Raw genomic sequence first — 13389 nt, forward strand, 5'->3', positions numbered from 1 at the left:
CCGGCCGAGGCCCGGGCCACGGAGCTGGCGCGCATGCCGATGCGCTGGATAGGCGCGGCCGATGGCGGCGCCTGGCCGGCCTGGAGCGGTCACGGCGAACCGCTGCCGCTGGTGATGATGGCGGCGCCGTGCACGATGCGCTCGGCCGCGCTGCAGGCGCTGGACCGGGCCGGCATTCCGTGGCGCATCGCTTTCAGCAGCCCCAGCCTGGGCGGCGTGTGGGCGGCGGTCGCGGCCGGGCTGGGCGTGACGGTGCGCACGCCGCTGGGCCTGCCGTCCGGGCTGCGCGCGCTGGAGCAACCCGGCCTGCCGCCGCTGCCGGTGATCGGCCTGCGCCTGCATCGCGGCATGGACGAGCTGAGCGCGCCGGCGCTGCGGCTGCACGACATCGTGCTGCAGGCCATCGCGGCCCATCCGGCACTGGCGCGCAACGCTGTGACTATTGGATAGATTATCGGCGCAATAATCTCCTATACTTGCCACTAGGAAATTTCTTGCAAATAACTAATTTTGCAAAATAAAAAATATAACTTCAGGGTCCTTATGAATATTCGCACTTCCGGCGCCGTCCTGGCCGCCGCCATCATTGCCGCCACCTTGTCCGGCTGCGCCACCGAAAGCTCGCAGGCACTGGCCGTGCCGACCGTGGCCAGCGCCGCGCGTCCATACACCGGCGCCCGCACCCTGGTCGCGGTCGGCAAGTTCGACAACCGCTCCAGCTTCATGCGCGGCATCTTCTCGGACGGCGTCGACCGCCTCGGCAGCCAGTCCAAGACCATCCTGATCTCGCACCTGCAGCAGACCAACCGCTTCAACGTGCTGGACCGCGACAACCTGTCGGAAACCAAGCAGGAAGCCGAGTTCAAGAAACAAAGCCAGAACATCAAGGGCGCCGATTTCATCATCACCGGCGACGTGACCGAGTTCGGCCGCAAGGAAGTGGGCGACCACCAGCTGTTCGGCATCATGGGCCGCGGCAAGACCCAGGTGGCGTACGCCAAGGTCACGCTCAACGTGGTCAACATCGCCACCTCGGAAGTGGTGTATTCCAGCCAGGGCGCGGGCGAGTACAGCCTGTCCAACCGCGAGGTGCTGGGCTTTGGCGGCACCGCCAGCTACGACGCCACGCTCAACGGCAAGGTGCTGGACCTGGCCGTGCGCGAGGCGGTGGACCACCTGGTGGCCGGCGTCGACGCTGGCGTGATGAACCGCAAATAACAGGGACTGCCATGAACAAGATGATCAAAAGCGCCGGCCTGATGCTGGCGCTGGCCGCCGGCGTGGCGCTGACCGGTTGCGCCTCGGCGCCGAAAACCATGTACGGCTGGGAAGGCTATCAGCCGCAGGTGTACCAGCACCTGAAGGGCGAGAGCCCGGACCAGCAGATTGCCGCGCTGGAGAAGGACCTGCAGACCATGAGCGCCAAGGGCAAGTCGGCGCCGCCCGGCTTCCATGCCCACCTGGGCATGCTGTACTCGATCTCCGGCAAGCCGGACCAGGTCGTGGCGCAGTTCGAGGACGAGAAAAAACTGTTCCCGGAATCGGCGACGTATATGGACTTCCTGCTGGCGAAAATGAATAAGGGTGCGAACTGATATGCTGAACCGTTTCCTGAAACTGGCCGTGTGCCTGCTGCCGGCCGCGCTGATCGTCGGCTGCGCCACGCCCAAGGCGCCGTATGACTACACCGCCTTCAAGGCCGCCAAGCCGCGCTCGATCGTGGTGCTGCCGCCGCTGAACAATTCGCCGGAGGTCAACGCCGGCAACAGCTTCTACGCGCAAGTGACGTATCCGCTGGCCGAGGCCGGCTACTACGTGCTGCCGGTGGCGCTGGTGAGCGAGACCTTCAAGCAGAACGGCCTGACCAGCCCGGCCGACATCCACGCGGTCGACGCGAAAAAGCTCAGCGAGATATTCGGCGCCGACGCCGCGATGTACGTGACCATCACCAACTACGGCGCCAGCTACACCGTGGTCAACAGTGTGGTGACGGTGAGCGCACAGGCCAAGCTGGTCGACCTGAAGACCGGCAACGTGCTGTGGACCGGCACCGCGTCCGCCTCCAACAACGAAGGCGGCAACAACAGTGGCGGCGGCCTGATCGGCGCACTGGTGGCGGCCGCGGTCAAGCAGATCATCAACAGCACCACCGACGCCTCGCATCCGGTGGCCGGCGTGGCCAGCGCGCGCCTGCTGTCGGCCGGCGGCTCGAACGGCTTGCTGTACGGTCCGCGTTCGGAAAACTACCTGAAGCAGTGATCCCCCGCCTGGCGATTTGCCATCCGGCCCCCGGTCTGCGTAGACTAGAGGCATCATGAAAAAAATCGCCAGGGTCTCCATGTTTGCAGCATTGCTTGCCGCCGCCTATCTCAGCCTGTGGCCGGTGCCCATCGTGCCGGTCAGCTGGACCGCGCCCGCGCCGCCCGGCTACACCGGCATCCACGCGGTCAACCAGCGCCTGTCTGGCCTGCGCCAGATTGCGCTGGGCGGGGAGGTCGGGCCCGAGCATGTGCTGGCCGGCCCGGACGGCAAGCTGTACACCGGCGTCGCCAGCGGCAAGATCCTGCGCATGCAGGCCGACGGCTCGGCGCTGGAAACCTATGCCGACACCGGCGGCCGCCCGCTCGGCCTGGACTTCGACGCCGCCGGCAACCTGATCGTGGCGGACGCCGTCAAGGGCTTGCTGTCGGTGGCGCCGGACCGCGGCGTGCGCGTGCTGGCCGACAAGGTCGGCGGCGACCCGATCCGCTTCGCCGACGGCGTGGCGGTCGCGGCCAACGGCAAGATCTACTTCAGCGACGCCTCGCAGCGCTTCGCGCCGGTGCGGCGCGACACCATGGGCGCGGCCATGCTGGACGTGCTGGAGCAATCGTCGACCGGGCGCGTGCTGGAATACGATCCGGCCAGCCAGGCCACGCGCGTGCTGGCCGGCGGCCTGAGCTTTGCCAACGGCGTGCTGCTGAGCGAGGACCAGTGCTGGCTGTATGTGAGCGAAACCGGCAAGTACCGGGTCTGGAAAATCGCCGTCGACGCGGCGGGGCTGGACGTGCGCGTGGCCACGCCGCAGGCGCAGGTGCTGCTCGATAACCTGCCCGGCTATCCGGACAATCTGGTGCGCGGCGCCGATGGCCGCATCTGGCTGGGCCTGTCCGGCCAGCGCAACGACCTCGACAAGATGGCCGACAAGCCCTGGCTGCGCAAGCTGATGCTGCGCGTGCCGCGCGCGCTGTGGCCCGAGCCCAAGCCCTACGGCCATGTGGTGGCGTTCACCGGCGACGGCCGCATCGTCGCCGACCTGCAGGATCCGAGCGGCGCCGCGCCGGTCACCACCGGCGTCACCGAGGCGGCCGGGCGCCTGTACCTCCACAACGTCACCAGCGGCAGCCTGGGCTGGATGAACGCTGAAAAGTGATTGTCAATATGCTCATGCAATTATTGTTTCGACAAAAAACAACGTTTCGGCAATATTTTTTGCCTGTCGCTATCATAATGGCAATTTGTTGAAATTATTGCAGTAAAATACGCGGACTGTTGCTCGCCATATCCTCAATTCTTTTTGAAGGTTAGCCATGCGTAAGTTATTGCCCGTCTTGCTGTGCGCCGCCGCGTTCGGCGCCCCGTCCGCCTTTGCCGCCAACCTGGTGGCCGATGGCGATTTCGCTCAAGCGTCGCTGGCGGCCTGGACCCAGGGCGGCGATACCTCGCTGCAATGGGTCGGATACGACTATTCCGGCAGCCCCCTGTCCAACCTGTTCAACCGGGTATTCTGGGACGGCAACTCCGACAGCGCCGGCCTGCTGGGCCAGCAAATCGCCACCCACGCCGGCTACAAATACACGCTGGAATTCGACCTGCTGCGCTTCGACACGTCGAACGGCGTGACGCCGGCGGTCAACGATTCCCAAGTGCTGTTCAACGGCGCCGTGGTCTGGCACCAGACCAACACCAGCGGCGACTGGACCCACTACGTCATCAACAACCTGAGCACCGACAAGGCGTCGACCTGGTTGCAGTTCTCCAACCGCAACCTGTACGACTATACCGAACTCGACAACGTCTCGCTGGTGATGACCGCCGTGCCCGAACCGTCGTCCGCGCTGATGCTGTCGCTGGGCCTGGGCGGGCTGCTGCTGGCCAGCCGTGCCCAGCGCCGCCGACGCGGCTGACACTTCCCCTTGCCTGGACGCCGTCGTGCGACGGCGCGTTTTCCATCCGCCGCCCGGCCGCACCGGTGCGGCCATCTCTTGCCATCAGGAGCGACCATGTCTGAACCATTTTTGGGCGAAATCCGCATGTTCAGTTTCAACTACATTCCCAAGGGCTGGGCGCGTTGTGACGGGCAGCTTTTGCCGATCAACCAGAACCAGGCGCTGTTTGCCATCCTGGGCACCACGTATGGCGGCAACGGCCAGACCAACTTCGCGCTGCCCGACATGCGCGGGCGCATGCCCATGCATAACCACCAGCCGGGCGCGCGCGGCGGCGAGGCCATGCATACGCTGACGGCGCAGGAACTGCCGCAGCATACGCACGCGATGCAGGCGGTCAACCAGACCGATCCCAATGTGCTGCGTTCCACCAGCCCCAGCGGCAACTACCTGTGCTCGATCCCGGCCGGCGGCGCCAACGTCTTCCACGGCTACGACGGCAGCGCCGCGCTGGCGGCGAGCAGCGTCGGCAACGTCGGCGGCGGCCAGCCGCATGAAAACCGCCAGCCCTACGCCACCAGCATGTTCGGCATCGCGCTGGTCGGCATTTTCCCTTCGTACAATTAAGCGTACCGTTTCAGGAGACATCCATGTCCATGCCATATATTGGTGAAATTCGTATGTTCGCGGGGAACTTCGCCCCGGTCGGATGGGCGTTCTGCGACGGATCGCTGTTGCCGATCTCGGAATACGACACCTTGTTCAACCTGATCGGCACCACCTACGGCGGCGACGGCCAGGAGACCTTCGCCTTGCCCGACATGACCGGACGGGTGCCGGTCCACGTCGGCACGCTGGCGGGGACCTCGTACCAGATCGGCGAAAAGGGCGGGGTGGAGCAGGTGACCCTGACCACCGCGCAGATCCCGCCGCACAACCACCGGGTCAGCGCCAGCACCGCCGCGCCGCCGCCTGCCGCCAGCGCGATCAACATCACCGACGGCAGCAGCTGGGTGCCGGCCGCGCCGCCGGCCAAGCCCAAGCTGTACGGCACGGCGGGCCCGAATCTGTTGATGGGCGCCGGCACCATCGGCGTCGGCGGCGACAGCCAGCCGCACGACAATATGGCCCCCTTCCTGGCGGTGCAGTTCATCATCTCGCTGTTCGGCATTTATCCATCCCAATCCTGAGGAGACACCATGGCAGATCCCTTTGTTGCGGAAATTCGCCTCTTCGCCGGCAATTTCGCACCCACCGGCTGGGCCACCTGCGATGGCCAGATTTTGCCGATCGCGCAGAACACCGCGTTGTTCTCGCTGCTGGGCACGCAGTACGGCGGCGACGGCAAGAGCACCTTCGCGCTGCCCAACCTGCGCCAGCGCGCGCCCATGCGCGCCGGCCAGGGCGCCGGCTTGACCGAACGCTACCAGGGTGAGACGGGCGGCGCCGCCACCGTCACCGTGAACGGCGCGCAGACGCCGGCGCACGGCCACCAGATGCTGGCGTCCGGCTCGCAAGCCACCACCACCAGCCCGAACGGCAACACGCTGGCGGTGGCGGTTTCGCCGACGCCGCCGTATATCGGCCCGGCGCCGCTGCATCCGATGGGCGGCGCCGTGCTGTCTGCGTCGACCGGCGGCGGACAGGCGCACAACAATGTGCAGCCCTACCTGGAACTGAATTTCATTATCGCGTTGCAGGGCATCTTCCCGCCGCGCAGCTAATCATCGAGAAGGAATCATCATGGAACGGCGAACCTTTGTATTAGCCACCGGCGGCCTGCTGGGCGGCAGCGGCCTGTGCGGCGCGGCCGAACTGGGCAAGGCTAAATCGGCGGGCGTCGCCAGCGTTGGCGCCGCGCCCGTGCCCGCGCCTGCGCTGGCCGGCAGCGCGGCCTACCTGCCGCTGTTGCAGGAGCGCTTCAATGTGTATCCGGGCAACCGGGGCGTGGCGATGACGCTGTTGAACGTCAAGCGCCGTTTCGAGGCGGCGCGCGGCGACCAGTTTTCGCTGACCTTCGCGGTGCCGGCCAGCCAGTCGCTGGCCAGCGGCGCGTATGAAGTCGAGCACACCGGCATCGGCAAGCAGACCATGTATCTGCAACTGGCCGGCAGCGGGCCGGAAGGCAATTACTACCGCGCCGACTTCAACCTGCTGAACTAGTCGAACTTCAAGAAGACCGCCGAGGACCAGACCTTGCTGTCGTCGCGCTGCCGTCCGTGGAAATACACCGGGCGGTGGCCGAAGGCGGCATTGTCCGGCGCGATCTCGATCGATCCGGACAGGTCGGTCGGCAGCGCTTGTTCCGTCAGCCGCTCCAGCGCCAGGAACAATTCCGTGCCGCCCAGGTCGAGCTTGAGGCCGCCCGCCGCCAGCAGCTCCGCGCCGCTGATCTCCCAGCTGAACCGCGGCTTGTGCACGAACGGATTCGGCTTGAGCGGATCGCCCACCTTGACGTAGCTGCCGATGCTGCCTTCCACCTTGATGGTGCAGTGGCGCAGGTTGCTGATGTCGATCTCCACGCTGTCGGCGTCGCCGTAGGTGTCGCTGCGGAAGACGATGTCGGTCGGCCCGTCGCGGCGGCACACTTCCTCGCCATGTTCAAAACCCTGCGACTGGAAGCGGTTGATGGTGCCGTTGAGGATGGTGATGCGGCCCTGCCAGACCGCCCAGCGGTAGCGGTCCGGGATGCGCGCGCCGCCCCAGCGCAGGCGGATCAGGCGGTCCGAATAGCCGGCTTCCTCATGCAGGTTGCGCTGCCAGACCAGGCCGTTGTGGTCGTACGCGGCGATCTCTTCCCATCCGGCCTGGCCGAGAAAGCGGTAATCAAGCTTGGCCGGTCCGTGCTGCGGCACCACGTCGCCCTGCAGGTAGTCGCCGCAGCGCACCAGCAGCGCCGTGTGCTCGCCGGTGGTGGCCCAGGTGTGGCGCGCGCGCAGGGCGCGGCCGATGGTGCGGCGGTCCAGATGGTCGGCGATCACGCCGGTCAGGCCGCCGTGCACGCCGAACACCTGGGTGCCGGGCGGGCCGCCGCCGGGACGGCCGCGATGCTCGTCGCCGCTGGCCGCCACGCCGAGCTGGTAGCCGCGCGCGATCACGTCCTGGTACAGCCAGCCGAAGTGGCCCCAGCTCGACGCGATCTCCACCAGCCGCTCCAGTTCGGGATGGTGCCAGTCCGGGATGTAGCGCCGTCCGCCGACGTGGGGCATGATCAGGCGGTGCTCGGCGTCCTCCACGTAGGCGGCCCACAGTTCCTCGACCGGCCAGCGGCCCAGCTGCACCGCGCTGCCTTTCATGTCCTCGTTCCAGACCAAGGTCCGGTTGTGTTCGCCCTGCTGGTTGTAGGGGAAGTCGGGCGGCGCATCGTCCAGGAACACCACGTTGTGGTCGCCGCCCGCGGTCGAACTGCCGCACCATTCCTGGACCGGATAGCAGACGAAGCTGCCGGGCTGGTTGAACTCCTCCACCGTGCGCACGCCCAGCTGCCAGTTCTCGTCGGTGATCTGGAAGTCGTTGGCGGTGTAGCCCAGCACGTCGATGCCGCCGATGTCGCGCGCGTAGGCGGCGTTGTAGGCCGGGCTGTTGGTGCCGACCGTGTCGCTGGCGTGCACGTGCAGGTCGGCGTAGAAGGCGCGCGGCGCCGGCAGGGCGGGGTCGAGCGTGACCAGCGCTTCGGCCTGCGGCACGCCGCGCAGCTCGGCCACCAGCCGCAGTTGCGGGAAGTCGCTCGGCAGGTCGTCGATGCCGATGCTGGACCAGCCGGCTTCAGGCAGCGCATGCTCGCGCTCGTACACCTGGCGCGCGCCGGCGTAGGCGCGCAGGCGCAGCGTGCCGCCGCTGTCCTTGCAGGCGTTGCCCCAGCGGTCCAGCACGGAGATGCGGAACGGCAGCGCCTGGCCCGGATGCGCGAAGCGCGGGCCGTTCACCAGCAGCCGCGCCGGCGCGCCGGCGGCGATGTCGATCACCACGTCGCCCGGCACCGCGACAAAGCGCGAGGTGCCCAGCGGATCGACGTAGCAGCGGAAGCGGAAATTATCCTCGACGAAGGTCTGCACCCGCGTGCCTGGGCCGCCGCCGCGCCGGTCGCCCAGGCGGATCACGATGTGGTCGCCCGCGTTCAGGTAACCGTCGACCACGTCGACGATCAGCGCCTTCTGGAACGGCCGCTCGTGGCCTTTCTGGTCGAAGCGGATGCTCAGCGATTGCACCGTGGCCGGGCTCTGGCCGGGCTGCAGCGGACCGGCGTGATACTCGGCGCTGATGTAGTTCGCGGCGGCCGGATCGCTGCTCTGGAACAGCGCCCAGTCGGAATAGAATTTGAACGTGGCCTTGAACCAGCCGCCGTCGGCCAGGCCGGCCGCGCCCACTTCGTAGTCGAGCACGATCTCGTTCCAGCTGCCGCTCTCCAGGCGCGCGACGTTGCACTGCACGCGGCCGACGAAGGGCAGGTTCTTGTTCCGCACATACAGACCTTCGGGCGCGTGGTGCGGGCCCAGCTTCTCGCGCAGCGCGCTGTAGTGCTCTGCTGCCGTGTTCTCTTGCTTGCTCATGTCTAGTGCTCCGTGATGGAATTTAAAACGGCCAGGGCGCGGTGGCGTCCCACAGCGGAATGCCGAGGAAGGCGTACCACGGCGCCATCACCAGGATGCCGTAGGCAATCGCGATCAGCACCGAGACGATGCCGACCTTGGCGTAGTCGCTGGTGCTGAAGGTGCCGCTGCTGTAGGCGATCACGGCGGCGGTGATCTGCGTCGGCAGCAGGTAGGCGAAGCTGTCGGTGTCGGCCACCAGCATGGTGAAGGCGATCGGATGCAGGCCCAGCTTGGGCGCCAGCGCCAGCAAAATGGGCGCCAGCATGGTGACCGCCGCCACATTGGACAACATGCCGAGCCGGATCACGTGCGTGCCGACCATGACGATCAGCAGGATGCCCCACCACGGATGTCCCTGCGCGATGGCGTGGATCTGGCCGGCCAGCCATTGCGCCAGCCCGGTGCTGCTGATCGCCGACGAGATCGACAGCGCGCCGGCCAGCAGGAACACGGTGCCCCAGATGGTGCGGTCCTGGATGTCCTTCCATTTGATCTGGATGAGGCCGGGCGTGAACACCAGCGCCAGTCCCAGCAGGGCGATGTTCTCGGTCGGGATCTTGTGCCACTGCTCGGTGGCCCACAGCAGCGCCACCAGGCCGAACACCAGCAGGATGGACCAGTCCTGCTTGCCCGCAGGCGGCAGCTTGCGTTGTTCTTCGCGGATGGTTTCCAGCCCGCCAGGAATGGCGGTGCGGCGGGTGCGGAAATAGTATTGCACCCACCACTGGGTCAGCACGAACATGCCCAGGTAAGGCCATTGCAGCTTGAACCAGTCGAGGTAGGAAATGCGGATGTGCAGCTCGCTGCTGAACAAGCCGGTCAGGACCAGGTTGGGCAGGTGCGCGGTCAGGATGCACATGCCGCTGATCATGGAGCCATACACCAGCGACTGGATGACGATGGCCTTGGCGGCGTTGCGCTCCTGTTCGGTATCGCCGAACAGCCTGGTCAAGCCGTTAATCACCGGCAGCAGCGTGGCCGCGCGCGCATTGGCCGCCGGCACCACGAACGACAGCACCAGGTTGACGCCGAACATGGTCCAGATCACGCCGTTGACGGTCTTGACCTTGATCTTGTCGAGCAGGCCGAGCGCGATCCGGCGGTCCAGTCCGGCGCACTGCATGATGGCGGAGAAGAGGAAGGCGACCAGGCACAGGAACACGACCGGATTGGTGAAGCCGTTGGCCGCCTTGGCCATCGGCGTGACGGCCTGGGTCAGCACCAGCAGCGCCGGGATCAGCAGGCCCGAGACGGCCACCGGCAGCGCCTCGAAGATCCAGATGATGGCGGCCCACGCCATGATCGCCAGCGTGGCCTTGCCGGCGACCGTCAGGCCGGCCGGCACCGGCATCAGCAGATGGATCGCCGCCAGCGCCAGCCAGGCGCAGATGAAGCCGGTCAAGGCCTTGGCCGACGCGCGGCCGGCGGTGTGCGGGCGCAGCAGGGCGCGCCATTGGAAGGCGGGCGCCCAGGGCGTGCGCGCTTGGGTGAGTTCGCCGCTCATGGGCGTCCCCGTGTGGTGAGATTGGTCGTCATTGTTCCCCCAATTGTCGATAAGCCAAGAGCGTAGCAGCGACGGTTCATTGAGGACACGTATATAAAATCATATTGATATGTGGATTCCGGCAAGGCGGCCGGCCACGAGTTATATGATTTTCAAATGAAAGATAGTTCAACAATAAATTATAAAAATATGCTGCGGCGCAGTATATTCGAACCGCTGCAAACGATTTCACCCCATCATTTTTGACTCGGAGGATTTATGTTCACTAAAATTTCTGCAAGCGCGGTGGCGTCGGCTCTGGTGTTGAGCCTGGTATCGGGTGTGGCCTCGGCCGGCGATATCCTGAGCCGGTTCGACAAGGAGACGTGCGCTGCGCCGGACTATTCGTCCGCCTGGCGCGATGAGGAGCCACAAGGCGACGTCAAGGTGAAGCTGCTGGTGTCCCCGGACGGCACCGTGACGGACGCGAAGCTGGTCGAGTCCAGCGGCTACGCGACGCTGGACAAGGCATCGCTGCGCGCCAGCGTTAAATGCAAGTTCAAGCCGGTCGCCAAGGACAGCGACATCGCCCAGGGCTGGGTGAATGTGCGATATACCTGGGTTCTCAACTGATGCATGGGCGGGTTGCCGGATGTGATACAGGGCGAAGCAGCAAGCGCTTCGCCCTGTAACCTTGTCATAACATTGTCAATGGTGTGCAATCCCGCGTAGAATGCTGCCAACGCGGGTGTAGCTCAATGGTAGAGCAGAAGCTTCCCAAGCTTACGACGAGGGTTCGATTCCCTTCACCCGCTCCAGTCACCTCACCGCATTCCGGTGCCATGCCTTTACGTTCCTCGCCACAAGCGATTGCCGACACCAGCTGCGTGAGCTGCCGCCGGCCCGCTGCTTTTCACTGATTCATCAAGCCAGCGCCAGGCGCCGCGCGCTGGCGGCTTGCCTGGCCGTGGCCTGCGCGCTGGCGACCAGGTGCAGCGCAGCCGCCCCGTGATCGCCGTCCAGCTTGAACGTGCTGACCAGCTGCGCCAGCGTGCCGGCCTGGTTCTGCAGCGATTCGGCTGCAGCGGCCGCTTCCTCCACCAGCGCGGCGTTCTGCTGGGTCACGGTGTCCATCTCGGTGATGGCCTGGTTGACCTGCTCGATGCCGGTGTCCTGCTCCTGGGTGGCGGAGGCGATGTTGGCCATGATGTCGGTCACGCGTTTGACGCTGACGACGATCTCGTCCATCGTGGCGCCGGCATTGTTGACCAGCTCGCTGCCGCGCTCCACCTGCTCGACCGAGTCGCCGATCAGCGTCTTGATTTCCTTGGCGGCCGAGGCCGACCGGTGGGCCAGGTTGCGCACCTCGGTGGCCACCACCGCGAAGCCGCGGCCCTGCTCGCCAGCCCGCGCCGCCTCCACCGCCGCGTTCAAGGCCAGGATGTTGGTCTGGAAGGCGATGCCGTCGATCACGCCGATGATGTCGACGATCTTGCGCGCCGAGGCGTGGATGGCGCCCATGGTGTCGATCACCTGGCCGACCACGGCGCCGCCCTTGATCGCCACGTCCGACGCCGACACCGCCAGCTGGTTGGCCTGGCGGGCGTTGCTGCCGTTTTCGCGCACGGTGGCGGTGATCTCTTCCATCGACGAGGCGGTCTCCTCCAGCGCGCCGGCCTGCTGCTCGGTGCGCGAGGACAGGTCCTGGTTGCCGGTGGCGATCTGGCTTGACGCGCTGGCGATGGTCTCGGTGCCGGCGCGCACCTGGCCGACGATGTGCTTGAGGCTGTCGTTCATCTCGTGCAGGGCCTGCAGCAGCTGGCCGGCCTCGTCCTTGGCGCACGGGCCGAAGCGGGTGCTCAGGTCGCCGGAGGCGACGGTGCGGGCCACGCGCAGCGCCTGGGCCAGCGGCTGGACAATGGAGCGCGTCAGCAGCCAGCCGGTGGCCACCGCCAGCAGCGTGGCCAGCACGGCGAACACGGTCATCAGCAGGGCGCCGCTGTCGGCCAGCGCGCTCGCCTCGGCGGCGAACTGCTCCATACCCCCCACCTGGGTGGCGGAAAACGCTTCGATCGCCTGCAGGTAGGCCGTTTGCGGCGGCAGGATGTCCTTGATCAGGTAGTCGCGCGCGGCGTCGGCCTGCTTGGTCTTGATCAGCTCGATCATATGGTGCTCGTGGTCCTTGAAGGTGGCGCGCGCGGCGATCAGCGCCTGCAGCGCGGCCTTGCCCTTCTCGGTGTGGATGATGGGTTGCAGCTTGTCGATGGCGGCCGTGATGATCGGCACCGAGGCGGCCACCTTGGCCAGTTCGCTGGCGGCGACCTCTTCGTTGTCGCCGGCGATCAGCGCGGTGCGCAGCGCCCGGGTCTGGCGGTTGACTTCGTTCTCGATGCTCTGCGCCAGCGCGACCTTGGCGTAGCGGTCGTGCACGATGATGTCGGTGTTGGCGTTGATGCCGTGGATGCGGGTGACGCCGATCACGGCGGTGGCCACCAGCAGCGCGATCACGAGGGTGAAACCCAGGCCCAGGCGGTTGCCGATTTTTAGGTTATTGAGCAAATTCATTATGCTTCTCCGTAGACTGAACTAGCGCTGGCCGGCACGGGCCGTGATCGCAGCGACTATGCGTTTCCGGCGGAGATATGGCCGGCAGGGGGATGGTGGCCCCGGGGGAGGGGGGGCCGGTGAGGCGGTGATGCAAGTGTAAAACAGGTATTTCTCAACGGCAAGAGAATTCTCACACATTCTCACCGCTGTTGTTTTCCGCCGGTTCCGGCGCCAGCGTGGCGGCGATGTCGGCCAGCATGTGGTACAGCTGGGCCGGCGCCACCGGCTTGTGTAGCAGCGGCACGCCGCTGTTGCGCGCCTCGCGCAGCCGGGCCGGCGCGGTGTCGCCGGTGATCAGCAGCGCCGGCACCGAACGGCCGGCCTGCTGGCGCAGCGCGGCGATCGCCCCGGCGCCGGTCTGCTGGTCGCGCAGCCGGTAGTCGCTGATGATCAGCTCGGGCCGCAGCGCCGGCGCCAGCGCCAGCGCCTGGCCGGTGCCGTCGGCCACCTGGCAGACGCAGCCCCAGGCCTGCAGCAGGCGCTGCATGCTGGCGCAGACGATGGCGTCGTCGTCGATCAGCAGCACCCGCAGCGACAGCGGCCGCAGCGGCGCGGGCGG

At 66.5% G+C, this 13389-nt stretch carries 15 protein-coding genes and 1 tRNA gene; 12 read left to right on the forward strand and 4 right to left on the reverse strand.

The window, feature by feature from the left end; all coding sequences use genetic code 11:
- The 10 genes from GTP90_RS32460 to GTP90_RS32505 all read left to right on the forward strand — a co-directional run.
- Positions 1 to 450: LysR substrate-binding domain-containing protein (locus tag GTP90_RS32460; protein WP_254452153.1), on the forward strand; the 450-nt coding region annotated here is incomplete at its 5' end.
- A gap of 93 nt (positions 451 to 543) precedes the next feature.
- Complete coding sequence (locus GTP90_RS32465) at positions 544 to 1218, forward strand: CsgG/HfaB family protein (RefSeq protein ID WP_161087387.1); 675 nt, start codon at positions 544 to 546, stop codon at positions 1216 to 1218.
- A 20-nt stretch (positions 1219 to 1238) separates the two neighbouring features.
- A complete protein-coding gene (locus GTP90_RS32470) occupies positions 1239 to 1595 on the forward strand; it encodes a DUF4810 domain-containing protein (RefSeq protein ID WP_161087397.1) in 357 nt (118 codons plus the stop codon).
- Position 1596: 1 nt separating this feature from the next.
- Entirely contained in the window at positions 1597 to 2259 is a 663-nt protein-coding gene (locus tag GTP90_RS32475; protein WP_161087388.1) for a DUF799 domain-containing protein, read from the forward strand.
- A gap of 55 nt (positions 2260 to 2314) precedes the next feature.
- Complete coding sequence (locus tag GTP90_RS32480) at positions 2315 to 3412, forward strand: SMP-30/gluconolactonase/LRE family protein (protein WP_254452155.1); 1098 nt, start codon at positions 2315 to 2317, stop codon at positions 3410 to 3412.
- Positions 3413 to 3569: 157 nt separating this feature from the next.
- Positions 3570 to 4166, forward strand: a complete 597-nt coding sequence (locus tag GTP90_RS32485; RefSeq protein ID WP_175048325.1) for a PEP-CTERM sorting domain-containing protein — start codon at positions 3570 to 3572, stop codon at positions 4164 to 4166.
- A gap of 96 nt (positions 4167 to 4262) precedes the next feature.
- Positions 4263 to 4775 (forward strand): phage tail protein, encoded by a 513-nt coding sequence (locus tag GTP90_RS32490; protein WP_161087389.1) that lies wholly within the window; start codon positions 4263 to 4265, stop codon positions 4773 to 4775.
- A gap of 23 nt (positions 4776 to 4798) precedes the next feature.
- On the forward strand, positions 4799 to 5338 hold the full coding sequence (locus tag GTP90_RS32495) for a phage tail protein (protein ID WP_175048326.1): 540 nt from the start codon (positions 4799 to 4801) through the stop codon (positions 5336 to 5338).
- 9 nt (positions 5339 to 5347) lie between these two features.
- Positions 5348 to 5872, forward strand: a complete 525-nt coding sequence (locus GTP90_RS32500) for a phage tail protein (protein WP_161087390.1) — start codon at positions 5348 to 5350, stop codon at positions 5870 to 5872.
- Between the two features lie 19 nt (positions 5873 to 5891).
- Positions 5892 to 6311: a DUF6916 family protein gene (locus GTP90_RS32505; RefSeq protein WP_161087391.1), complete on the forward strand. Its 420-nt coding sequence runs from the start codon at positions 5892 to 5894 to the stop codon at positions 6309 to 6311.
- Here GTP90_RS32505 and GTP90_RS32510 read toward each other — a convergent pair.
- Positions 6308 to 8698 carry a hypothetical protein gene (locus tag GTP90_RS32510; protein ID WP_161087392.1) on the reverse strand — a complete coding sequence of 797 codons (2391 nt, stop codon included), beginning with the start codon at positions 8696 to 8698 and terminating at the stop codon, positions 6308 to 6310. The two genes, GTP90_RS32505 and GTP90_RS32510, sit on opposite strands and share 4 nt — an antisense overlap.
- Positions 8699 to 8720: 22 nt before the next feature.
- Complete coding sequence (locus GTP90_RS32515; protein WP_161087393.1) at positions 8721 to 10244, reverse strand: SLC13 family permease; 1524 nt, start codon at positions 10242 to 10244, stop codon at positions 8721 to 8723.
- 258 nt (positions 10245 to 10502) lie between these two features.
- On the opposite strand from GTP90_RS32515, the gene GTP90_RS32520 reads away from it, so the two are divergent.
- Together GTP90_RS32520 and GTP90_RS32525 are read left to right on the forward strand one after the other, a co-directional pair.
- The gene (locus tag GTP90_RS32520; RefSeq protein ID WP_161087394.1) at positions 10503 to 10856 is read left to right on the forward strand and encodes an energy transducer TonB; all 354 of its coding nucleotides are present in this window, start codon (positions 10503 to 10505) and stop codon (positions 10854 to 10856) included.
- 111 nt (positions 10857 to 10967) lie between these two features.
- Positions 10968 to 11041: transfer RNA gene (locus tag GTP90_RS32525), tRNA-Gly, on the forward strand.
- 106 nt (positions 11042 to 11147) lie between these two features.
- Here the strand turns inward: GTP90_RS32525 and GTP90_RS32530 are convergent.
- Both GTP90_RS32530 and GTP90_RS32535 read right to left on the reverse strand, forming a co-directional pair.
- A complete protein-coding gene (locus tag GTP90_RS32530) occupies positions 11148 to 12788 on the reverse strand; it encodes a methyl-accepting chemotaxis protein (RefSeq protein ID WP_161087395.1) in 1641 nt (546 codons plus the stop codon).
- Between the two features lie 172 nt (positions 12789 to 12960).
- A partial coding sequence (locus GTP90_RS32535; protein ID WP_161087396.1) for a response regulator occupies positions 12961 to 13389 on the reverse strand: 429 nt, incomplete at its 5' end.

Source organism: Duganella vulcania (assembly GCF_009857655.1).
Lineage (GTDB): Bacteria > Pseudomonadota > Gammaproteobacteria > Burkholderiales > Burkholderiaceae_D > Rugamonas > Rugamonas vulcania.

Coding starts and splice junctions, on each gene's coding strand:
- GTP90_RS32465 (WP_161087387.1), top strand. CDS start 544: ATGAATATTCGCACTTCCGGCGCCGTCCTGGCCGCCGCCATCATTGCC.
- GTP90_RS32470 (WP_161087397.1), top strand. CDS start 1,239: ATGATCAAAAGCGCCGGCCTGATGCTGGCGCTGGCCGCCGGCGTGGCG.
- GTP90_RS32475 (WP_161087388.1), top strand. CDS start 1,597: ATGCTGAACCGTTTCCTGAAACTGGCCGTGTGCCTGCTGCCGGCCGCG.
- GTP90_RS32480 (WP_254452155.1), top strand. CDS start 2,315: ATGAAAAAAATCGCCAGGGTCTCCATGTTTGCAGCATTGCTTGCCGCC.
- GTP90_RS32485 (WP_175048325.1), top strand. CDS start 3,570: ATGCGTAAGTTATTGCCCGTCTTGCTGTGCGCCGCCGCGTTCGGCGCC.
- GTP90_RS32490 (WP_161087389.1), top strand. CDS start 4,263: ATGTCTGAACCATTTTTGGGCGAAATCCGCATGTTCAGTTTCAACTAC.
- GTP90_RS32495 (WP_175048326.1), top strand. CDS start 4,799: ATGTCCATGCCATATATTGGTGAAATTCGTATGTTCGCGGGGAACTTC.
- GTP90_RS32500 (WP_161087390.1), top strand. CDS start 5,348: ATGGCAGATCCCTTTGTTGCGGAAATTCGCCTCTTCGCCGGCAATTTC.
- GTP90_RS32505 (WP_161087391.1), top strand. CDS start 5,892: ATGGAACGGCGAACCTTTGTATTAGCCACCGGCGGCCTGCTGGGCGGC.
- GTP90_RS32510 (WP_161087392.1), bottom strand. CDS start 8,698: ATGAGCAAGCAAGAGAACACGGCAGCAGAGCACTACAGCGCGCTGCGC.
- GTP90_RS32515 (WP_161087393.1), bottom strand. CDS start 10,244: ATGAGCGGCGAACTCACCCAAGCGCGCACGCCCTGGGCGCCCGCCTTC.
- GTP90_RS32520 (WP_161087394.1), top strand. CDS start 10,503: ATGTTCACTAAAATTTCTGCAAGCGCGGTGGCGTCGGCTCTGGTGTTG.
- GTP90_RS32530 (WP_161087395.1), bottom strand. CDS start 12,788: ATGAATTTGCTCAATAACCTAAAAATCGGCAACCGCCTGGGCCTGGGT.